The sequence below is a fragment of the Pseudomonas sp. PA27(2017) genome (genome assembly GCF_001945445.1).
In the GTDB taxonomy this organism is placed as follows: domain Bacteria; phylum Pseudomonadota; class Gammaproteobacteria; order Pseudomonadales; family Pseudomonadaceae; genus Aquipseudomonas.
Window position 1 is genome coordinate 317000 of the sequence record NZ_MSXW01000026.1, and the last position, 20993, is coordinate 337992.

General features: G+C 62.7%; 18 protein-coding genes. 7 read left to right on the plus strand and 11 right to left on the minus strand.

Going from position 1 to position 20993, the window contains the following annotated elements:
• Positions 1-52 precede the first annotated feature (52 nt).
• The gene (locus BVH06_RS15200) at positions 53-1453 is read left to right on the plus strand and encodes an amidohydrolase family protein (protein WP_075934604.1); all 1401 of its coding nucleotides are present in this window, start codon (positions 53-55) and stop codon (positions 1451-1453) included.
• A 10-nt stretch (positions 1454-1463) separates the two neighbouring features.
• Positions 1464-1937 (plus strand): DMT family transporter, encoded by a 474-nt coding sequence (locus tag BVH06_RS15205; RefSeq protein ID WP_075934605.1) that lies wholly within the window; start codon positions 1464-1466, stop codon positions 1935-1937.
• 201 nt (positions 1938-2138) lie between these two features.
• Here BVH06_RS15205 and BVH06_RS15210 read toward each other — a convergent pair whose 3' ends face one another.
• Complete coding sequence (locus BVH06_RS15210; protein ID WP_075934606.1) at positions 2139-3044, minus strand: DMT family transporter; 906 nt, start codon at positions 3042-3044, stop codon at positions 2139-2141.
• A gap of 159 nt (positions 3045-3203) precedes the next feature.
• Between BVH06_RS15210 and BVH06_RS15215 the strand changes: the two genes are divergently transcribed.
• Entirely contained in the window at positions 3204-4097 is an 894-nt protein-coding gene (locus BVH06_RS15215; protein ID WP_075934607.1) for a LysR substrate-binding domain-containing protein, read from the plus strand.
• Between the two features lie 100 nt (positions 4098-4197).
• On the plus strand, positions 4198-4902 hold the full coding sequence (locus BVH06_RS15220; RefSeq protein WP_075934608.1) for an SDR family oxidoreductase: 705 nt from the start codon (positions 4198-4200) through the stop codon (positions 4900-4902).
• A gap of 133 nt (positions 4903-5035) precedes the next feature.
• Here BVH06_RS15220 and BVH06_RS15225 read toward each other — a convergent pair whose 3' ends face one another.
• From BVH06_RS15225 to BVH06_RS15235, 3 genes are all read right to left on the minus strand, one after another.
• The gene (locus tag BVH06_RS15225; RefSeq protein ID WP_013790358.1) at positions 5036-5512 is read right to left on the minus strand and encodes a nuclear transport factor 2 family protein; all 477 of its coding nucleotides are present in this window, start codon (positions 5510-5512) and stop codon (positions 5036-5038) included.
• Between the two features lie 61 nt (positions 5513-5573).
• Entirely contained in the window at positions 5574-6140 is a 567-nt protein-coding gene (locus tag BVH06_RS15230) for a TetR/AcrR family transcriptional regulator (protein ID WP_075934609.1), read from the minus strand.
• 130 nt (positions 6141-6270) lie between these two features.
• On the minus strand, positions 6271-7173 hold the full coding sequence (locus tag BVH06_RS15235) for a LysR family transcriptional regulator (RefSeq protein WP_075934610.1): 903 nt from the start codon (positions 7171-7173) through the stop codon (positions 6271-6273).
• Positions 7174-7277: 104 nt separating this feature from the next.
• Between BVH06_RS15235 and BVH06_RS15240 the strand changes: the two genes are divergently transcribed.
• Complete coding sequence (locus BVH06_RS15240) at positions 7278-8381, plus strand: AbrB family transcriptional regulator (RefSeq protein ID WP_371915294.1); 1104 nt, start codon at positions 7278-7280, stop codon at positions 8379-8381.
• 48 nt (positions 8382-8429) lie between these two features.
• On the opposite strand, the gene BVH06_RS15245 is transcribed toward BVH06_RS15240, so the two are convergent.
• Positions 8430-11015 (minus strand): ATP-binding protein, encoded by a 2586-nt coding sequence (locus tag BVH06_RS15245; RefSeq protein ID WP_256575180.1) that lies wholly within the window; start codon positions 11013-11015, stop codon positions 8430-8432.
• 259 nt (positions 11016-11274) lie between these two features.
• On the opposite strand from BVH06_RS15245, the gene BVH06_RS15255 reads away from it, so the two are divergent.
• Positions 11275-11709 (plus strand): GNAT family N-acetyltransferase, encoded by a 435-nt coding sequence (locus tag BVH06_RS15255; protein ID WP_075934612.1) that lies wholly within the window; start codon positions 11275-11277, stop codon positions 11707-11709.
• Positions 11710-12306: 597 nt separating this feature from the next.
• Complete coding sequence (locus BVH06_RS15260) at positions 12307-14370, plus strand: TonB-dependent receptor (protein WP_218189100.1); 2064 nt, start codon at positions 12307-12309, stop codon at positions 14368-14370.
• A gap of 164 nt (positions 14371-14534) precedes the next feature.
• Here BVH06_RS15260 and BVH06_RS15265 read toward each other — a convergent pair whose 3' ends face one another.
• The 6 genes from BVH06_RS15265 to BVH06_RS15290 all read right to left on the minus strand — a co-directional run bounded on the left by BVH06_RS15265 (position 14535) and on the right by BVH06_RS15290 (position 20782).
• Positions 14535-15800, minus strand: coding sequence for an OprD family porin (locus BVH06_RS15265; RefSeq protein WP_075934613.1), 1266 nt, complete (start codon positions 15798-15800; stop codon positions 14535-14537).
• 127 nt (positions 15801-15927) lie between these two features.
• Positions 15928-17244, minus strand: a complete 1317-nt coding sequence (locus BVH06_RS15270; protein WP_075930847.1) for an MFS transporter — start codon at positions 17242-17244, stop codon at positions 15928-15930.
• A 173-nt stretch (positions 17245-17417) separates the two neighbouring features.
• A complete protein-coding gene (locus BVH06_RS15275) occupies positions 17418-18056 on the minus strand; it encodes an N-carbamoylsarcosine amidohydrolase (RefSeq protein ID WP_075934614.1) in 639 nt (212 codons plus the stop codon).
• A 10-nt stretch (positions 18057-18066) separates the two neighbouring features.
• Positions 18067-18819 (minus strand): Asp/Glu racemase, encoded by a 753-nt coding sequence (locus BVH06_RS15280; RefSeq protein WP_075930845.1) that lies wholly within the window; start codon positions 18817-18819, stop codon positions 18067-18069.
• Complete coding sequence (locus BVH06_RS15285) at positions 18816-19637, minus strand: alpha/beta fold hydrolase (RefSeq protein ID WP_075934615.1); 822 nt, start codon at positions 19635-19637, stop codon at positions 18816-18818. The genes BVH06_RS15280 and BVH06_RS15285 overlap by 4 nt, the downstream gene beginning before the upstream one ends.
• Positions 19634-20782, minus strand: coding sequence for an FAD-dependent monooxygenase (locus BVH06_RS15290; protein WP_075934616.1), 1149 nt, complete (start codon positions 20780-20782; stop codon positions 19634-19636). Before BVH06_RS15290 ends, BVH06_RS15285 begins: the two co-directional genes overlap by 4 nt.
• Positions 20783-20993 lie beyond the last annotated feature (211 nt).

A 20993-nucleotide genomic window follows, 5' to 3' on the forward strand; every position in this document is an offset into this window, starting at 1 on the left:
AGTACTGTCTTGCGTACATTTCTTCCAACGAAATTTGAAGAGGTGTACTGATATGGCGGACTACAACCGCAGCATCGTGCAGGCCCCGGCCGCTCCGGCCGCCCGCACACTTATCCGCGGCGCCACAGTGCTGAGCATGGACGGGGACGTCGGCAATCTGGCGCGTGGCGATATCCTCATCGAAGGCAGCACCATCGCGGCCATCGGCGAAAATCTCGAAGCCGGCGACGCTGTTGTGATCGAGGCATCCGGCATGATCGCCATGCCGGGCATGGTCGATACGCACCGTCACTCCTGGGAAGGACAACTGCGTCGAATCAATCCGAATGCTGCCACCCTGGAAGACTACTGCAACGCCACGCACTTCTCGTTCGCCAAATACTATCGTCCGGCGGATATGTATATCGGCAACCTGTTGAGTGCATTGGGCTGCATCGATGCCGGTATCACGACCCTGGTGGACAACTCGCACAACAGCCGCACCGGCGCTCACTCCGACGCTGCGGTCGAGGCGCTGCTTGACGCTGGTATACGCGCCGTACACGCCTCGGGGACGCCGGTTGCGGGTGAGTGGGACAAAGCCCACTGGCCGGGCAACCTGGCGCGCCTGCAGGAAAAATACATCAAGAACGGTGACAACCCGCTGCTCTCTCTGGCGGTGATGGCGCAGCTGGAACCTGAGCTGTGGGCTGAGGCCCGACGCCTGGGGCTGCCGATCATCACCGAGTTTTTTGGCGGAGACATGGCTGCTAAGTTGGAAGGTTTGCATCGCGAAGGCCTGCTGCGCTCCGACAACATCTTCAACCACTGCACCACACTGCCGGACGCCGGCTGGAAGATCCTTCGCGAGGCTGGAGTGAGAGTCAACGTATGCCCACGCTCAGATGCTCACTACGGCATTGAAGATGGAATGTTCGCCATGCAGTCGGCCCAGCGTCACGGCATCAGCCCGGGGCTGAGCGTCGATAATGAAACCTCCTACAGCGGCGACATGTTCATGGAGATGCGGGTGGCGTTCTACCTGCAACGCGTCATGGGCATGCACCAGCAGCGCTGCTGCGGTGAAGGCCATAGTCCAGTAGTGACCCTGCCCGCCCACGGCCTGCTCAAAGCCGCGACTGTCGACGGCGCCGTCTGTGCCGGCTTACAGGACAAAGTCGGCAGCCTGGTTCCCGGCAAACAGGCGGACCTGATCCTTATCAACGCGCAGGACCTCAACCTTTACCCGTCAGGCAACGCCTTCGGCACCGTGGTACATGCAGCCGAGCGCAGCAATGTCGACACGGTCATGATTGGCGGGCGTATCGTCAAACGCGGCGGCAAAGTGCTGGGCGTGGACAGCGAAAGGCTGCGTGCGGCGATCGACGAGTCCCGTGAGCATCTGTTTGCTGCTGCAGGCTATCAGCCGGATATGTTTGCCGAGACATTCCTGCCGCTCGAGTCAGCCAAGTAAGGGGCGTGAGATGAACGCAGCCTACTACCTGCTGGCCGTCTGTGCGGGAATCGGCATAACCCTGCAGACCACACTCAATGGCCAACTCGCTAAAGGTGTGGGTGGGGATTCCGTGGCGGCGGCGCTGTTCTCTTTCACTGCCGGCGCAGTATGCCTGGGCATCTTCTCATTAATGCGAGGCGCGATAGTGGCCTCACTGGCGGCTATCCCTGCCCAGCCCTTGTGGAGCCTGCTGGGCGGTTTGCTGGGTGCCGCTGCGCTGCTCAGTTATGTGGTGCTTGCGCCGAAGATCGGTCTGTCAGCCCTGCTCGGCATCGCTATCGCCGGGCAGATCATTTCGTCACTGGTTATCGATCATTTCGGCTTGATGGGGGCATTGGAAAGGCCGGTGTCTCCCATCAAGTTGATCGGGGCGATGGTGATGCTCGCGGGTCTGGTCATCGCACTGTTCGGCGATCGGTGGTCAGCGCTTTTCTCCGGCTAGCGTCACTGGCCCAATTTGTGAGTGCTGAGGTGCGGATGGGGATTGCGATGCCGAAGGTTCGTTCCTGGCCGATAGCAGCCTGCCGCAAGCAACCGTATCCAGCCCAACAGCAGACGCTTGGGATAAGCGCCATGGGTTTGACCATCCTGGTGAAAGGCGCTGACCGTAGCGGCTTTGCCCCTACCGCCAGAGCTCCAGGCATCAGATGCCTTTAGCTGCAGGCCGACCTGCCCCCTGATTGCCCGACAGCTGCACCAGCGCAACACCTGCCAAAATAATCGCGATGGCGAACCAGGCGCTTGCCGTTACCGGTTCGCCAAGCAAGAAGCCGATCAGCAGGGCGATCACTGGCGGGATGTAGGTCACGGCAGACGCTGCCAGTGCCCCCACGGCATCGACGATGAAGTAGTAGGCAAGATAGGCCGCTCCGTTTCCCAGCAGGCCGAGCCCGAAGACCAGTCCTACCCAGGCCCGGGTGTCATCGAACACGGCGCCAATGCCGTGCAGGGGCGTGACGATTGTCAGCAAGCCAAGCGCGATGCCGATCTGGTAGGTGACGAGCGCAACGGGTGGCAGCCCCAAAGGGCTGATGAAGCGCTTGGCGTAGACGAATGAGCAACCCACGCTCAATGAGCCGAGAATCATGTAGATGATGCCCTTAGGATCGATACCGCCCTGTGCCGACCAGGGCTTGGCGACCACGATGATGCCGAGAAAACCGAGGCCGATGCCGAGTGTCTTCAGCCGGGTCAGCCGTTCACTGCGGAGAAAGAGCCAGGCGCAGAGAAAGGTGAACAAGGGAATCGCACCACCCAGCATGCCGGCGATGCTGCTATCGAGTAAGGCCGTCCCTTCGGCGAAGGCGAAGTAGTAGAGCGCGGTGGCCAGCAATGACATGACCAGAAAGTGGTGGGCATGTTTGCAGTGTTCACGACGCATCGCGCCGGTGAAGACGGCATAGATCAGCACCGGGATGAACCCGAACAGCACGCGCAGCAAAGTGATCTGCAACGGTGAAATGAACGCCGCAGCCATTTTGACGAAAATGAAATTGCTGCCCCAGATCACGCCCAGAAAAGCGCACACGGCGATGGCAGACTTGTTCATGGCAGCTCCGACTCTGGAGATGGATTTACTACTGGCGGCGGCTTCCCATTGCCTGACAGCAGGCGTAGCCTCGGCGCTACAGGCTGCAAAGCCTAACAAGCCCATGCGCTCTGCAGAGAGACAGAGAGGCTTTTCACAGCCAATAGAAAATCCATCACCATGCAGACAGGCTTTCCCGGCTTGCCATCGCTCAACGCATTGCGCGTACTCGAAGTGGTGGCGCGCCACCTGAATTTCCGTATCGCCGCCGAAGAGCTGGGCGTGACCCAGGCCGCAGTGGCGCAACAGATCCGTGGGCTGGAGGCGAGCCTGGATATTCGCTTGTTCGAGCGGCTACCACGCGGCCTGGGGCTGACCGATGCCGGCAGGAGCTACAGCGAGAGCGTGCGCAGAGCGTTGACGATGATCGACGAGGCGACACGCCTGTTGCGCCCGGAGTCGTCGCAACTCACGGTGAGCGTTACGCCCACGTTCGCCTCCAAATGGTTGATACCGAGGCTCGGCAACTTCGCAGAGAGCAATCCGGATATCGATCTGCGATTACTGGCCACCGAGCGCCTTTCTCACTTCCAGACCGATGGCGTCGATATCGCCGTGCGTTACGGCCAACCGCCATTTGGCCCGGGGCTCAATGCCGAGCTGCTGATGGAGCAGCAGATCGTGGCGGTGGCGAGCCCAAGGCTGCTCGAGGACAAGGGCCACCCAGACTCCTTCGAAGCCTTGCAGGGCTTTGTCGCACTGCATGATGCACATAACTTCTGGCCAGAGTTCACGGCCATGGTTTTTCAGGAACACCCGTTGCCGTCGGCCAGAAACCTGCACTTCAACCAGACCTCACTGGCTATCGAGGCCGCCATAGGCGGGCAAGGGATAACCCTCGCCACCTATGCATTCGTGAAGGATGACATTGCCGCCGGCAGGCTGGTGCAGGTGTTCGCGCAGCGCCTATGCCTCAACAAAGCGTTCTATCTTGTGTGGCCCCGCAAGGCACCGGAGGCAGCGCACTTAGCTGTCGTCAAAGAATGGCTCAAACGCCAGGGGACCGATAGCTAATCTACTGGCTAGACGAAGCCGGGCTACCTCCCTCACATACCGGGCGGCTGCTAGTGTGGCGTTATCTGCATCACCGCAGTTTCATCCTCTGGGAGGCAGCATGCCTGAAGAAAAAGTTGCGATCATCACTGCCGCTGGCAGTGGCATGGGCGCCACGGTCGCGAAGCGCCTGGCGGCGGACGGTTTCAAGGTCGCTATTCTATCGTCGTCCGGTAAAGGCGAAGCCCTGGCCAACGCGTTGGGTGGTATCGGCGTGACGGGGAGCAACCAGTCAGTCGAGGATCTTCAGCGCCTGGTCGATGCCGTGGTCGCCAAATGGGGCCGCATCGATGTGCTGGTGAACAGTGCAGGCCACGGCCCGCGCAAGCCCATCCTGGAGCTTACCGATGAAGACTGGCAGCAAGGCATGGAAACCTACTTTCTGAATGCCGTACGCCCGGCGCGCCTGGTTACGCCGATCATGCAGAAACAGCAGGACGGGGTGATCATCAACATTTCCTCCGCATGGACGTTCGAGCCCAGCGACCTGTTCCCGACTTCGGCTGTGTTCCGCGCAGGCCTCGCCTCGTTCAGCAAGGTATTCGCCGACACCTATGCCAAGGACAACATTCGCATCAACAACGTGTTGCCCGGCTGGATCGACAGCCTTCCAGCCACCGAAGAGCGCCGCCAGGGCGTGCCGCTGCAACGCTATGGCACCAGCGATGAGGTAGCGGCCACCGTCGCGTTTCTGGCAAGCACCGGCGCGGCTTACATCACGGGCCAGAACATCAGGGTCGATGGCGGGGTCACGCGCAGCGTCTGAGCCTGGCAGACTGCCTGCCCCGGCAAACGCGCCACGCTGGAGCGGGTCAAGGCTCCATGCCGTTCCAACAAGCATGAAAAAGCCCCCGATCAGCGCTGCCGTTGGGGGCTCTTTCTATCCGACAAGCCGAGGCTTACAGGCCCAGCTCGGTCAGGCCTGGGTGATCATCCGGGCGGCGACCCAGCGGCCAGTGGAACTTGCGTTCGCTTTCCTTGATGGGCATGTCGTTGATGCAGGCGAAGCGGCGGTGCATCAGGCCATCGGCTTCGAACTCCCAGTTTTCGTTGCCGTAGGAGCGGAACCAGTTACCCGAATCGTCATGCCATTCGTAGGCGTAGCGCACGGCGATGCGGTTGTCGGTGAAGGCCCAGAGCTCCTTGATCAGGCGATAGTCCAGCTCCTTCTTCCATTTGCGGGTGAGAAAGCCCTTGGCTTCTTCGCGGTTGGTCGCGAACTCGGCGCGGTTACGCCATTTGGTGTCCAGCGTGTAGGCGAGCGAGACTTTTTCCGCATCGCGGCTGTTCCAGCCATCTTCGGCGAGTCGTACTTTCTCGATCGCGGTTTCACGGGTGAACGGAGGAAGTGGCGGGCGAGTTTGGGCATCGGACATGGTAGTGCCTCCAGGCAACGTGGATAGATCGGTTGGGGTAGCGTCTTCGAAGCTCAGACCGTCAGGGCGAGGCCTGTTCTAACAACAGCTGCGCAACGTCCCTTGCGCTGTCGGCGGCGCTGTAATCGCCCATCACACGTGCCATGGTGATTGCGCCCTCGATCAATACCAGCAACTGCCTGGCCAATGCCTGCGGTTGCTCGATATCCAGTTGCTCGGTCAACTCGAGCGTGTAATCCAGCAACTTCTGTTTGTGCAGTTTGGCGAGCTGACGGATGGGGTCCTCGGGGTCGCCCACCTCCCCTGCCGTGTTGATGAACGCGCACCCGCAGAAACCCTCGGATTCGAACCAGCCCTTGAGCACGGTGAACATGCTCAGGATGCGCGCCTGGGGCGTATCCGCCTTGTCGCACTCGGTTCTGAACCAGTACATCCAGCGGATATCGCGCGCTTTCAGCGCGGCTTCGGCCACTTCGTCCTTGGTTACGAAGTAGCGATAAATACTTTTCCGGGCGACGCCTGAAGTTCTCACCAGAAGGTCCATGCCGGTGGCATGGATACCGTTCTGATAGATGAGCTGCTCGGCGGTGGCCAGAATCTTTTCGCGGGTATCGGTCGTCTTGTTCATGACCCCAAGGTAGAACGATCGTTCTACATCGTCAAGCACGCGCTGAAAAACCTTTTCCGAATCGCGAAAAACGCCGGGTAGTCACCATGAAAAAGAGGTCGGCAATCTTGCTTGAATGCTCAGCCGACAATCAGTCGCCACTGAAGAACTGACGGCCATTCTCACGCAGCATCGAGACCAGGGTCGCCGCCGCCGACGGCAGATAGCCCTCTGCCCGGACCGTTACCGCGACGGTTCGCTGCATGGTGGTTTCTGCCAGTTGCACTTCCCGCAGCCGGTTCATGCCCTGGCTGAACTGCAGCGTCTCCCTGGCCAGAAAGCTCAGCAGGTTGGTACGGGCGATCAGCCTGGAGAGCATGGATATGGTGTTGGTCTCGATCTGCACCACAGGCGCGGCCAACTTGTGCGCGGCGAACACGTTGTCCACCCAACGCCGAGAAGAAACGGCCGGCGACGGCAATATCCAGCGGTAGCGGGTCAGGTCGGCAAGGCCGTAGGACGCGGCGAAAATCGGATGATCGACGCTGGCCACCACCACCGCTTCGTCCTGCAGGATCGGATAGGTGACGAACTGCGGATCCTCGGCATGCAGCGGGCTGATGATCGCGTCCAATTGCCCGGATCTCAGCGAGCCTTTCAACACGTCGTCCTGGGCGATCGACAGGCTGAGCCGCACCTCCGGTGCCCGCTCCAGCAATGACGCAGCCAACTGCGGCAGCAGGTATTCGGCCATGCTGGCCGCGCAACCCAGGCGCACGTTGCCGATCAGGCCGTTGGCGAGGTCGCGCACCTCGCGCTGGGTCTCGGAAACGCTCATCTGCAGCTGTTTGCTTCTGATCAGCAGCAGCTCGCCCACCTCGGTCAGCTTGATGCCCCGACCATCACGCTGGAACAGCCGCGCGCCGAGCGACTCCTCGAGGCGCTGGATGCTCTTGGTCAAGGCGGGCTGGCTGCGATTCAGCTTGTCGGCGGCCCGACCCAGGTGGCCGATTTCAGCGATGGTTTCGAAATAGCTGAGGTCGCGCAGATCCATGATTCATTCACAAAAGTTATCGTTAATCAAAAATTAGAAAATAGACGTGATGAATCAGGCTGTCGATAATTTGCATCAAAGCGCTCACGCGCGTGACGTTCAGGATGCCAATGCAAGCGCCCCACTCCCCTCTCTCACGGCCCGCCCAGGCACTGCGCTGGCTGGCCTTGATCCTCAGCGCCGCGGTTGCCGGGCAAGCCCTGCATGCCGTCGAGGTGCCGGCTGGCCTGTTTCTGGGCCCCATGCTGGTGGCCATCGTGTTCGGCGTGTGCGGTGCGGGGCTGCGCCTGCACAAGAATTTCTTCCGGTTCGGCCAGGGCTGCGTGGGGTTGCTGGTCGCCCACACCATGACCTGGTCGGTGCTGATGTCGCTGGCGACCTCCTGGCACATCATGCTGCTGGCGACGATGCTGACGGTCTGCCTGAGCGCACTGGTCGGCCTGGGTACCGTGCGGTTCGGTGGCATCCCCGGCAATACCGCCGCCTGGGGAACCGCGCCCGGCGCGGCATCGGCGATGGTTGCCATGGCCGAGGATTACGGCGCCGACTCGCGTCTGGTGGCCACCATGCAGTACGTAAGAGTGGTGTGCGTGGTGATGGTAGGCGCTCTGGTCAGCCACCTGCTGGGCGCGACGACCGGGGTGAGCCAGGCCATCGCCAGCGCGCCAGTAGCGAGCCATGGGAACTTGGCGCTGGGTATCGGCGTGATTCTGACCGGCATTGTAGCCGGTGCGTTTCTCCCCGCCGGGGCGCTGCTGGTGCCCCTGCTGCTCGGCGCCACACTGCAGTTGGCCGGCCTTCTGACCATCACCCTGCCCAGCGAGCTGCTGGCCTTCGGCTACGGGGCCATCGGCTGCTACATCGGCTTGCGCTTCGATCGCGAAACCCTGAGCTACGTCTGGCGGCGCCTGCCATCGATGATCATCGGCGCCCTTGTACTGATCATGCTCTGCGCCGGGCTCGCCGGGCTGCTCGCCTCGCTGACCGGGACGGACTTCCTGTCGATGTACCTGGCGACCAGCCCGGGCGGGCTCGATGCGATGGCGATCATCGCGGTAGAAACCAATTCCGACACCGGCCTGGTGCTGGCCATGCAGACGCTGAGATTGTTCGGCGTGATTCTCACCGGGGCCTTCTTCGCCAGGCAGATCATCCGCCTGACGACACCCGCCGTGGCAAGGCCGGAAGAACGGGACAACCCGGCCTGACAGGCACGGTTCATCACCTAGTCTGACCTTGCGCTACGGTCAGTTGGCCTACGGCGCCGCGGCTTCGGCCTCGGGCGCCTCGTCCCAGGATTCGCCGCGAAGCTGAGCCAGACTGGCCGCCAGTTCGCTCTTGCGAAACGGCTTGGTGAGCCGTGGTAGCTCCGGGTCAAGTCCCTCGCGCTCCGCGTAGCCGGACACCAGCAGAATGCCGATGCCAGGCCTTGAGGCACGCACCAGGCGGGCCAGGTCGGTGCCATTGATGCCCGGCATCAGGTGGTCGGTAACCAGCAGATCGAAGGGCTCGCCGCTGGCCACCCGCTGCATGGCCTCCTCGCCGCAGCCGGCCTCGATCACCCGGTAACCCAGCTCGGCCAGCATGTAGCACGTGCTGGCGCGCACCAAGTCTTCGTCATCGACCAACAGCGCCGTGCCGCGGGCCGGTCGCGGCTCGCAAGCCTCGACGATGCGCAGCGCCGTCACTGGCTCGGCGAGGCTGCGCGGCAACCACAACTCGACACTGGTGCCGAGCCCCGGCGCGCTCTGGATGGTCAGCGCGCCGTTCAGCTGCGAGGCCAGCCCATGCACCATCGACAAGCCAAGGCCAGTGCCCTTGCCCACGCCCTTGGTGGAAAAGAACGGTTCCACCGCGCGGGCCAGCGTCGCCGCGTCCATGCCGGTACCGGTATCGGCGACGCACAGGCACAGATAGTGGTCAGCCGGAAGTTTGCAACGGTGGCCCTCATCGACCGCCTCCAGGCTGACCGAGATACGGATCGTCCCGCCCTCGAGCATGGCGTCACGGGCGTTCACCGAGAGGTTGAGCAGCGCCATTTCCAGCTGGTTCTGATCGGCGATGGCTGCGGGCAGATGCTCCGGCGCATCGACGATCACCTTGATCTGCGGGCCGGTGGTGCTGGCCAGCAGGTCGCCCATGTCCACCACCAGTTTGGCCAAGTCGACCGGCTCCATCTGCAGCGGCTGGCGACGCGCGAAGGCCAGCAGCCGCTGCACCAACGTCTTGGCACGCTCGGCCGATTGCATGGCACCGGAGATCAGCCGTTGCTCGCGCTCGCCGCCCACGCCGCGGCGCTGAAGCATGTCGAGGGTGCCGACGATGGGCGTGAGCAGGTTATTGAAGTCATGGGCGACGCCACCGGTAAGCTGCCCCATGGCCTCCATCTTCTGGCTCTGGCGCAGCGCCTTCTGCACTTCCTCACGCTCGGCGATGGCCTCGGCAACACGCCGTTCGAGGGTCTCGTTGAGCTCGCGCAACTCCTCCTCGGCCACCTTGCGCGGGGTGATGTCGATGGCCGTGCCGGTCACGCGCAAGCATTTGCCGGCAGCGTCGAACACGCCCCGGCCCTTGGCCGCGACCCAGCGCACGATGCCGTCCTCGCGGCCGATGGTGCGATAGTCGACCTCATAGAGCGCCCGCCGCTCGGGGTCGGCGGCGGCCGTGAAGGCGGTGATCGTCGCCTCACGGTCCTCAGGGTGCAGGCCGTCGTAGAAGTCCTGCAAGGTGACATCTACATGAGCCGAGATGCCGAACATCGCCTTGGTCTGCGACGGCCAGACCAGGGTGTTGTGAACGAAATCCACGTCCCAGAAACCCACATCGGCGTGATCGACCGCCAGGCGCAACCGCGCCTCGCTGATTCGAATCGCCGAGTCCGCGCGGGTGCGGTGCACGAGCAACCCGACGGTATGCACCGCGAAATCGATGATCTCGATATCAGCCTGCAGTGGCTCGCGGCGCTCCGGGTGATACAGCACGAACGCGCCGAGCAAGGCGGCTTGCGCCGAACGGATGGGGATCGAACAGCAGATCTGCAGCCCCTGCTCCACGGCCAGGTTCCGCAGTTCGGCCCAGCTCGGGTCGTTGCTGATGTCGGCCACCGCCGTGACCGCGTTTGGGGCAATCGCGATACCTTTGGCGGCATCCTTGTATACGCAGGGCAGAGATGGCCCTGCGCAATGCTCCAGGAGCTCCCCACTTTCATTGAGAAGCAGGATACTGCCCATGAAGCCAGACACCGAGAGCACATCCACTTCGCGCACGATGGCATCCAGCGTGACGTTCAGCGGCGTTTCCTCTACCGCCAGTTCGAGAATGCGTTTCTGCGCTGCGCCGATGGCCACCTCGCGGTTGCGCGCCTGGGTCAGCCGCGCGTTCTCGATGGCGATGGTCGCCAGACGTGCCAGGCTCTCCAGGCGCTCGATGGTATCGGGGTGGTGATCGCGCACATCGGACCAGTAGGCACCAAGCGCCGCGCTCGGCACCGGCCGGCCGATGGGCACCATGACCAGGCTGCGCACGAAGGTGGTCGCGTAGGCTTCCTGGGGAACGCGTGGGTCAAGCCGAACGTCGCGGATCGCCGCGGTCTGCTGATTGAGTATCGACCAACCGGAAATGCACTGCTCGGAAGGGAAGCTCTGGCCCTGCCAAAGCGGAGCGGCGGCATCCTCTGCCACGTAGGAGCAGCGCCCCTGGCTCTCGACGATGATCGCCACACCCTCCGCGCCAACGCTGGCACGCGCCGTGTCACGCAATATGGCGACGACCTCGTCGACCGAGGTGGCTCTGGCCAGGCGCTCACTGGCATCGAGCACATGAGCGAGGCAGTCATCAGCCATCAGATCCATCGGAACGGTAAGCAAATGGATCTCCCGACGGCTACAGAGCGTGGTCCGTAGTCTCGTTCATATTGAAGGTGGGAAAGAGGTGGTGTGGCGCGACCTTCTCGTCTCAGTATGGTCGGTTTTCAGTGTCTCAGAAAGGCAACCGTGAAACATCAGTATGGCGATAATGAGCGACGGCCAGTGAGTGGCCTGAAGCAGGCAATTCGAGTACGCCTGACCGGCCAGGCCGGCAACCCTAAACAGCGAGGCCCCAATGCTCAACATCCGTGTAATGACCCTGGACGATTACGACGCGGTCATCGAACTGATGCGCATGACCCCAGGCATCTCCCTGCGCGACGCCGACTCGCGGGAAGCCACCTCGCGCTACCTGAAGCGCAACCCCGAGATGAGCTTCGTCGCAGAGGTCGACGGCGCCTTGTGCGGTTGCGTGATGTGCGGGCATGACGGACGCCGCGGGTATCTGCAGCATCTGCTGGTGCTCCCGCAGTATCGGCGCCAGGGCATCGCCAATGCGCTGGTGGAGCGCTGCCTCGCATGCCTCGAAACACTCGGCATAGAGAAATGCCACCTGGACGTTCTCAAGACCAACGAGGCAGCGGCCCGCTACTGGCAACGGCACGGCTGGCAGCTGCGAACCGATATCGACCGCTACTCGTTCATCCGTTCGGGGAACCGGAACGCCTGAGTGGATTGGCGATCATGGTTTCCCGTCGGCAGCCACCCGTCCTGGGAGATGCTCGACGGGCATCCGCCGAGGCGGAGGCAGCCCGCCACCTCGAGTTGAGAATCACGGGGCCCTGACGATAAAATCCCCTGCTTGGCGTGTGCTGCGTGCGCCCGGGGCCAGCCCCGAATACGGAGAACGATCAGTCGTTTTCCGTAAGGCTCCGAATACATGCAGCAGTCCCTTTTTACATGGCAACGCCCCGCTTCCCAGAAGCCTCACCGGGCACATCCTGCCAACCTGGTTTCCCTCACTTCCTACACCTGGCCGCACTCCTGCCGCCCGGTACTTCGCTGCGTCCGTCGTGCAGCCCTAGCCGCCCGTGCGGTGCCACGCAGCGCCTGCTTTCGTTCGTCAAAGGAGAACCCTGCATGACCCAATCGTCATCAACCCAAAGGCGATCGGCGATCCAGCGCTTTCTGGCCAGAAAGACGGATTCTCCAAAGACTCGTTAGCCCACCAATATCGTTATGATATAACGTTTGCTTAATGTTTATCTTACACCTGGGGAATGTCTGCTTTATGTACGGATCCGCGAATCACCGAAAGGATTGGGTTTTGAGAGGCGCAGCGCTGACCTGCCTGGTCTCGTGTACCGCGCTTTGCGCTGCCGAGGCTGAAAACGTCACGGAGCTGGAAGCGATCGAGGTAGTCGGCGAAGGCAGCACACCGGGGCAGATCAAGCCGCTGACGAGGAGCAAGGTGAGCAACGCGCCGGACAGCCTGCCTGCCGCGGTGACGACCATCACGGATGAGGAAATTCGCACGCTGAACGTCGACCGTGACATCTCCAACATCTATCGCCGCGTACCCGGTGTCGTCGCCAACAATATCGACCAGGGTGACACGGGCAACGGCTTCCGCATGCGCGGGTTCACCACCAATGGCACGCACGGCGCCGACGTGGCGGTGTACGTCGACGGTGTGCCACAGAACATCCCATCGAGCCAGGGCGGTGCCGGTCATGGCCCGGTGTTTCTCGAGTGGCTGACGCCGCAGATGATCAAGCGCGTCGATGTGATCAAGGGGCCGATATCGGCGCTGTACGGCGACCAGAATCGCGCCGGTGCGGTGAACATCGAAACGCTCGACGGCGGCGATGTCGCCAACAGCATCGGCCTGGAAGTGGCGAGCTTCGATGGCCGGCGATCAAACCTGGTGCTGGGTGGCGAACACGAAGGTTTCCAGTCGCTGTTCGTCGCGGATATCTACAAGACCAATGGCTACCGCAAGGCGGCCGAGACCAACCGCGACAACTATTTCTGGAAGCTCTCCAAGGTCTTCGGCGATGCCAAGTACTCAGCGCGCTTCAGTCACTATCAATCGGATTTCAAGAATGATGGTTATCTGAACCTGCCCGCCCTGAAAGCCGGCACGATCAGCCGTCGCGATACCGACAACCTGTACGGCTTCGGCAACGCCAACCGCAACACTTACGTGTTCAACCGTGCGCCTGCCGACGGAGAAGAAGGCCTGTACTACACCGCCTACTTCGAGGACTTCAAACGTGTGCGCGGTATTTCCAATGGTGCCAACACCCACAACTACGGCAGGGATGACCGCGACATTTATGGCGGCCGCCTGGCCTATAACTTCGTGCACGAGGAGACCGCCTCATTGATGGTCGGGGCCGACGTGCGCCGCGACAAGGGCGATGCCTATCGCCAGCAATACCGCAATTTCGAACCGACGCCGAATTTCTATTTCGACTTCGACCAGGACCTGATCACCTACGGCGTGTTCGCCCAGGGTCAGTACAAGCCCGTCGACTCGCTCAAGGTACTGGCCGGTATTCGCTACGACCGCTTCGACTACGATATCGAGAACCTGAAATTCCGCGACGCCGACACGGGTTATCACAGCTCGGTCACCACGCCGAAACTCGGCCTGGTGTGGGCGCCAACCGAACGGTTCGAAGTGTTCACCAATGCTGCCCAGGGCTTTCGCTCGCCAGCCGCCGAGTACATCAGCTCAGGCAGCAGCGGCGCCTTGCCATCAAGCGAGACAGGCGGTCGGATCAACGGCAGCGTGCGCCCGAGCAAGGTCACGTCCTACGATATCGGCTTCACCGTGCGCCCGACGCAGCACCTGTCCAGCACCACCGAGTTCTACTACATCGAGAACGACAGCGAGACATTGCAGACCTCGCCAGGCGTCTTCGAGCAAGTCAGCGACACCACGCGCAAGGGCATCGAAACCAGCCTCAACTACCAGGCCACTTCCACCATCAGCACCTACGCGAGCTATGGGCGCATTCTCGATGCAGTGATCGACAATCCGCCTGCCGGCACCGGCGATCGCCTGGTAGTGCCCGAGCACACCTACAAGGCGGGCGTGCAATACCGCGACAACTTCATGGCCGGCCAGCTGACGCTCAACGCCGATGCGTACCACCTCTCGGGCGTTCCTTATTACGTGGGATCCGAGCAACGGGAGATGCCGGTCTACACCCGCTACGACCTGCGCGCCTCCTACGACTACAGCGACTACCAATTCAGCGTGTACGGCATCTTCCAGCCGCACCGCTACGGCAGCGAAGTCGCCTACGGCACTACCAGAGGACTGGTCACGGTGCCGCAGCCGTCCACGACACTGGGCGCGTCGGTCAGGTACTTCTTCTGAGCCGGCGCTGACCTGGGCCGGCCGCCCAGCGATCCGATCGCCGGCGGCAGGTTGGCAGCCCGTCACCTGCGAACATCAAACTGATATGCAGGTGCCCCGACCTCGCGGTGCCGCGCTAGCACCTGATGTCGCTTCTGCCAGGTTGCCCCGGCAGAAGTGACCGGCTAGAAGAGGCTCAGCGTATAGCTGACGATCAGCCGGTTCTCGTCGATATCGGTGCGGTAGTTGGAGCGCGCGGTGACGTTGCGCCAACGCAGGCCCACGCCCTTGAGCATTCCGCTTTGCACCACGTAGGCCAGATCCAGGTCGCGCTCCCAGTCCTTGCCTTCGAAGCCGCGGCCAGTGTCCACGCTGTCGCCTGTCACATAGCGCAGGGTGCTGGTCAGGCCGGGGATGCCGAGTGCGGCGAAGTCGTAGTCGTGGCGAACCTGCCAGGAACGCTCGCCGGGCGCGGAAAACTCGTAGGTGGGTAAGGTGTTGCCCATGGGGTTGGTATTGGCGCCCACCTGGATGAAGCCGTCGTCGCCGTCGATACGCTGATGGCCGATGTAGAAGGTATGCCCGCCGTGCTTGGCCGACAGCAGCGCATAGGTCGACTGGTTGTCCAGCTTGCCGGCGATGCTGCGCCCCTCGTCGCGGGTGTCGAAGTAGCCGACATTCGCACCCAGAGTCCAGTCGCCCAGGGGTTCGGCATGCTTGAGGCTGTAGAAGCGCTGGGCATAGACATCCTCAAGTTGGGCCTGCCAGATACCGACGCTGGTGCGCTTGTCATTGAAGGCGTAATCGGCGCCCAGGTAGTTGAACCGGTCGCTGGTGAAGCGGGCGATGCGCGCCGGATTGATGGGATCGTTGATCAGCCCGTACAGGTCCTGGCGATCGGTGGAGTCGCGCAGGCTGGTGGAGCGCATCTGCCCGGCCTGCAGGGTCAGGCCCGGAATTTCATTGGAGACCAGGGCGGCGCCCTGATAGGTCGGCGGCAGCAGACGCAAATCGCTGTGCACCAGCACCGGCAGGTTCGGCCGCAACTCGCCGACCTTCAGCTCGGTGTTCGACAGCTTCACCTTGAACGCCGCGCCCATGCGCCCGTATTCGTCGGCCGCGCGGCCATCGTGCACCGGCAACAGCCCGCTGCTGGTATGACCGCGACCGCTGTCGAGCTTGATGCCGTACAGGCCCAGCACGTCGACCCCGAAGCCCAGCGGCCCCTGGGTGTAGCCGGAGCGAAAATCGAAGATGAAGCCTTGCGCCCACTCCTGGGTGCGGGACTGCGGGTTGCTGCCCACGATGCCGGAGTAGTCGCGGCTGAAGAAGTAATTACGCAGTTGCAGGTCGGCGTGAGAACCCTCGATGAAGCCGCCCTCCTCGGCCTGGGCAGAAAAACTCAAACCAGCTGCCAGGCAGCTGCCGAACATACGACGCAGATAGATCATGTCGATTCCCCAAAACACGGGCACGAACGCGCCCCGCCAGCAATGAGCGTGGCGAACGAAAGAATGAAAGGTGTAAAGGCCAGAGCGTGAGGATTCACGCCCTGGCAGCGCCAGGAGGAGTTTCCCGCTAGCGGTTGACCAGCTTGGCTGGCAGGGCGATCACCAGCAGGCAACTGAGGATCAGGCAACCGGCGAAGAACCACAGCGCCGCGTGGCTGGTGCCGGTCAGATCAGTAACCAGGCCCATCAGCGAGTTGCTCACCAGGCCGGCGATGTTGGCCACCGAGCAGGCCAGGGCGAAGCCGGTCGCCGCTGCCGTGCCCTTGAGGAAGGTCGCCGGCAGGCTGAAGAACACCGGCACGGCGCCAATGATGGCTGCCGAAGCGATGGCGAACAGCGTCACGGTCATCACCAGGTTATGGCTGAACAGCGTGCTGCTGGCCATGGCGGCGGCACCGACGATGAAGGGCACGATGATGTGCCAGCGTCGCTCGCGATGGCGGTCCGAGCTGGCGCCGATCAGCAGCATGCCGGCCAGCGCCGCCAGGCTGGGAATGGCGGTCAGCAGGCCGATGTGAAAGGTGTCGGTCACCCCGGTGTTGCGGATGAAGGTCGGCATCCAGAAGCCCATGGCGTAAGCGCTGAGCAGGATGGAAAAGTCGATGCCGCCCAGCATCCACACCTTGAGGTTGAAGAAGCCGTCGCGAAAGCTGTGCTTGCTGTCTTTGCCTTCTGCGTCGTCGGCTGCCAGGTCATTGGCCAATTGCGCCTTCTCCTCGGAACTGAGCCACTTCGCCTGGTTGAAGTGATTGGGCAGTGCCCAGAAGGTGAGGATGCCGAGCAGCACGCTGGGAATCGCCTCGAGCAGGAACAGCCACTGCCAGCCACGCAGGCCGTTGACCTGGTCGAAGTGGTTCATGATCCAGCCGGAAATCGGCCCGCCGATCACGCTGGACAGTGGCAGGCCGATCATGAACAAGGCGATGATGCGCCCGCGTCGGTAGGTCGGGTACCAGGTGGTCAGGTAGTACAGCACACCCGGCAGGAAGCCGGCCTCCGCCGCACCGAGCAGGAAGCGGATGATGTAGAACTCGGTGGTGGTGGTGACGAACATGGTGCAGGCCGACAGCAGCCCCCAGGTGATCATGATGCGGGCGATCCACACCTTGGCGCCGACCTTCTCCAGCACCAGATTGCTGGGCACCTCGAAGAGGATGTAACCGACGAAGAACAATCCGGCGCCCAGGCCATAGGCCGCCTCGCTGAATTGCAGGTCGCTGAGCATCTGCAGCTTGGCGAAGCCGACGTTGATGCGGTCCAGATAAGCGGCGAGGTAGCAGAAGCACAGAAACGGAATGAGCTTCCAGGTCACTTTGCGGTACAGCTCGTTCGAGCTGTCGGCAGCACTGCCCATGGCGGTGCTGGTAGCGGGTACGTAAGGCATTGCGTGTCTCCTGGCGGTGACTTGTGATTTTTGTTGAAGCCAGCAGTCGTCGACGCGTTGAGCGTCGCAACGGCGACTTCCCAAGGCAGCGTCAGTGCCATGCATGCATGGCGACCGCCCTCGGTGGGGCGATCAATGGAAAAGGCAGCGTACCGCCAGCTCCTTATGGTGAATCAGCGGGCGAGCCGCTGCAGATAGTCGAGTGTTTCCTCCAGGCTGACGACATCGCCATACTTGCTGTCGATGTCGAACAGATTGGCCTCGTGGGGCGCCTGGTGGCGATCGCCGACGCACTCGCGCACGACGATGGTGCGAAAGCCATGCTGCACGCCGTCCACGGCGCTCGCCCGAATGCAGCCACTGGTCGAACAGCCCGCCAGGATCAGGGTATCGATACCCTGGGCATGCAACTGTGCAGCCAGGCTGGTAGCGAAGAACACGCTGGCGTACTGCTTGGTCACCACCTGCTCCCCCGGCAGCGGTGCGACCGCTGCGCAGAACTCGGCCAGCGGGTTGCCGTCGACCATGTCCTTCATCACCGGCGCCTTACGCACCCACATGCCACCGTCAGCACAATCGGCGGCGTAGTAGCGGATGTTGCTGTGCACCAGCAAGACGCCCAGCCGGCGCGCCGCATCCAGCAACGCCACCGACTGCTCCACGGCGCTGACCACACCCGGCGCATACAGCGGCGCGCCTGGCGTGGTGTAGCCCTGCATAAAGTCGATCATCAACAGGGCCGGTCGCGCACCGAAGCCGATACGCTGCCCCCAGACGCCCTGATAATTGTCGCTAAGGCTCTGCGCGCTCATGGTCGTCTCCTCAGTAGGCGCCTGACAACAGCGCGCCGGCGCCCGGCACGATCGGCTCCAGGTCCAGCGCCTTGAGCATGCAATAGGTGGTGGCGATGGCCGCCGTGACCACCGGCTTGCCGGTCAGCGCCTCGACCTTGGCCACCGCCGGCAGCGACTGCATCTGTACGCACGCCGACAGCACCACCACATCGACGCCTTCCAGGTTCATGCCGGCAACGATGTCCGGCAGGTTGGCCGGGTCGTGGCGCGCGACCTGCAGGTTGTCGGGAATCTCCAGAGCCCGCCAGTCGACCACCTCGAAACCTTCCTCGCGGATGTAATCGACCACCAGCTCGGTGAGTGGCTTCATGTAAGGCGCGACGATGGCGATGCGCTTGGCCCTCATCACCTTCAGCGCCTCGACCAGGGCACCGGCACTGGTGATCACCGGCGAGTTGGCGTCGTTGTCGGCGGTCACCTGGCGCAGGCGTTTTTCGGACTGGCGATGGTAGCCCAAACCCATGGCCATGATCGCCACCAGGCAGGCATAGCCGAGCACGTCGACCTTGGCGTCGGACAGCTCCAGCGCGCAGCGGTCGGACTCGGCATCCATGGCCGCCAGCTCTTCCTTCTTCACCTGCTTCATGCGCATGCGCGCCGAGTGAAAGGTGAAGCGCTCCGGGCGGATGGCCTGGCGAGCGGTGAGCATCGCCGGGATCTCGGTTTCCATGGTGGTGTTGGAGCTCGGCACGATCTGGCCGATGCGATAGAGCCTGTTCATGGCAGCACCTCGTGGTGAATGGGTTGGCCGAGAAAATCGCCGAAGGCGGCGAAGAACCCGCCTAGGTCGTCCCAGGGAATCATGTGGCCGGCATCGCTGACGCGCACGATTTGCAGGTCCGGCTTGAGTTCGCGCATCTCGGCCTCGTCGACCGCCTCGATCACCCCGCCACGGCCGGCCACCATCAGCAGCGCTGGCTGCTGCACGGCGGGCAGGTGCTGATGGATATCCACGCTGTGAAACTCTTCGAAGGCCTGCACGATGGCCGGCTCGTAGCAGGTGTGCAGCCATTCGGCGCGCAACTGCAGTTGCTCGGGCGTCCAGCTCGGGCAGAAGGCTTTCATCGCCTCACCGTCCATGCCTTGCTCCGCCTGGCGAATGGAGTCGACGTACCAGGGCAGCTTGCTCGGATAGTCACGGCGCCCCGGCCCGGACACGGGCGGGTCGATCAGCACTAGGCGCTCCAATCCGTCGGCGCCCATCGCTGCGGCGCGAATGGCGAAGCGCGCGCCCATCGAGTGGCCGAGCAGGCTGTAACGTTCGAAGCCCAGAGCGGCCGCGAAAGCGATGATGTCCGCGGCGCAGGTGTCGGTGTCATAGGCCAACTGCGGCCCGGTTGCGGACAAGCCACGGCCGCGCACATCGAGAATGTAGGTGTCGAACTGGCGGCCCAGCACTTCGCCGACGAAGCCCCAGGTGATCGCCGGGCTGGTGATGCCCGGCACCAGCAACAGCACCGGCCCCTTGCCGCCATAGCGCAGGTAGTGCTGGCGGATGCCGTTGGCCTGCACGTTGCCGCCGCCGATCAGCGTGCTCATGCCGCTACCCCGCTCTTAAGCGGCTGGGCATAGACGTCATACCCGTAGACCCAGGCCGGGTCTTCCTGGGTGCGCAGGAAGGTGTTGGCGTTGGAAACCGCCTGCACGCGCGACGCACGCTCTTTGCGGTTGGCCTCGTAGAGTTCGAACGCGGTGCGGTAGTCGGTCAGCCCGGTTTCCTGCAGGCAGCGGGTGAGCATGGCGGCATCTTCGATGGCCATGCCGGCGCCCTGGGCCATGTGCGGCTTCATCGGGTGGCAGGCATCGCCCAGCAGTACCAGCCGGCCACGGCTCCACAGCGGCAGGGGGTTGCGATTGCGCAGTGGCCACTTGGTGATGTCCTCGGTGGAGCGGATCAGCTTCTGCACCGTGGGGTGATAACCCTCGAACGCCGCCAGCATTTCTTCCTGGCTGCTGTCCACGTAGTTGCCCTGGAAGTCCCAGGCCTCGTGGGGCACACCGGTGACGAAGTAGTACTCATCACGCTTGGCGGTGGTGTGATAGACCATCATGTGGCGGTCGTCGGTCCACCACTTCACGCAGGGCTCGAACACGTCGGCATGGCGTACCAGATTCTCGCCACGAATCAGCGCCCGGTGCGCGACCCAGCCGCTGTAGATCGGCGCTTCGGCGCCCAAGAGCTCTTCGCGGATCTTCGAGTGAATGCCGTCGGCGCCGATCACGATGTCGGCCGTGGCCTGGCTGCCGTCGGTGAAGGTCAGGCGCACCTGGTCGCCCTCGTCGACGATGGTCTCCAGCTTCTTGCCGAACTGCAGCGTGCCCGGCGCGATGCTGTTGATCTGCAAGTCGTGCATGTCGCCGCGGTGCACCGTGACGTAGGCCGCGCCGTACTCGCGGCGCGCGAACTCACCCAGGGGGATGCGCGACAGGTAATCGCCGCTGATGCCGTCGCGGCTGTGCCAGAAATCCGGGTGCGAGCCCATCTGCTCCAGCGGCTGCTCCAGCCCCATGCGCCGGAAGATCTTCATCACGTTCGGGCCGACATGGATACCGGCTCCCAGACGCGAGAACTCCGGCGACTGTTCGTAAACGGTCACCTCGAAGCCAGCCTGCTGCAGCAAGGTGGCGGCCGCTGCCCCGCCGAGACCGGCACCGACGATGGCGATTTTCTGCTGAGCGCCCATGGGCATCTCTCCTCTTCTTGGCTACGAAGCGGGACGATGCCCGCAAGACAATTACAGTGTATGCACTATATTTTTAGAAAGTGAAGAGGCTTTCTTCAAAAAAATTCGAGGGGTCTTGAAAAGATCTAAAAACACTTAGAAGCCATATAAAACGGCATTTGTGTAGATTGGTAACGCTAAAACAGAAAGATTGCCAATCGGCTTTGCATGA

Excerpts from the sequence above, each read along its gene's own strand:
- BVH06_RS15200 (WP_075934604.1), top strand. The coding sequence starts at position 53 with ATGGCGGACTACAACCGCAGCATCGTGCAGGCCCCGGCCGCTCCGGCC.
- BVH06_RS15205 (WP_075934605.1), top strand. The coding sequence starts at position 1,464 with ATGAACGCAGCCTACTACCTGCTGGCCGTCTGTGCGGGAATCGGCATA.
- BVH06_RS15210 (WP_075934606.1), bottom strand. The coding sequence starts at position 3,044 with ATGAACAAGTCTGCCATCGCCGTGTGCGCTTTTCTGGGCGTGATCTGG.
- BVH06_RS15215 (WP_075934607.1), top strand. The coding sequence starts at position 3,204 with ATGCAGACAGGCTTTCCCGGCTTGCCATCGCTCAACGCATTGCGCGTA.
- BVH06_RS15220 (WP_075934608.1), top strand. The coding sequence starts at position 4,198 with ATGCCTGAAGAAAAAGTTGCGATCATCACTGCCGCTGGCAGTGGCATG.
- BVH06_RS15225 (WP_013790358.1), bottom strand. The coding sequence starts at position 5,512 with ATGTCCGATGCCCAAACTCGCCCGCCACTTCCTCCGTTCACCCGTGAA.
- BVH06_RS15230 (WP_075934609.1), bottom strand. The coding sequence starts at position 6,140 with ATGAACAAGACGACCGATACCCGCGAAAAGATTCTGGCCACCGCCGAG.
- BVH06_RS15235 (WP_075934610.1), bottom strand. The coding sequence starts at position 7,173 with ATGGATCTGCGCGACCTCAGCTATTTCGAAACCATCGCTGAAATCGGC.
- BVH06_RS15240 (WP_371915294.1), top strand. The coding sequence starts at position 7,278 with ATGCCAATGCAAGCGCCCCACTCCCCTCTCTCACGGCCCGCCCAGGCA.
- BVH06_RS15245 (WP_256575180.1), bottom strand. The coding sequence starts at position 11,015 with ATGGCTGATGACTGCCTCGCTCATGTGCTCGATGCCAGTGAGCGCCTG.
- BVH06_RS15255 (WP_075934612.1), top strand. The coding sequence starts at position 11,275 with ATGCTCAACATCCGTGTAATGACCCTGGACGATTACGACGCGGTCATC.
- BVH06_RS15265 (WP_075934613.1), bottom strand. The coding sequence starts at position 15,800 with ATGATCTATCTGCGTCGTATGTTCGGCAGCTGCCTGGCAGCTGGTTTG.
- BVH06_RS15270 (WP_075930847.1), bottom strand. The coding sequence starts at position 17,244 with ATGCCTTACGTACCCGCTACCAGCACCGCCATGGGCAGTGCTGCCGAC.
- BVH06_RS15275 (WP_075934614.1), bottom strand. The coding sequence starts at position 18,056 with ATGAGCGCGCAGAGCCTTAGCGACAATTATCAGGGCGTCTGGGGGCAG.
- BVH06_RS15280 (WP_075930845.1), bottom strand. The coding sequence starts at position 18,819 with ATGAACAGGCTCTATCGCATCGGCCAGATCGTGCCGAGCTCCAACACC.
- BVH06_RS15285 (WP_075934615.1), bottom strand. The coding sequence starts at position 19,637 with ATGAGCACGCTGATCGGCGGCGGCAACGTGCAGGCCAACGGCATCCGC.
- BVH06_RS15290 (WP_075934616.1), bottom strand. The coding sequence starts at position 20,782 with ATGGGCGCTCAGCAGAAAATCGCCATCGTCGGTGCCGGTCTCGGCGGG.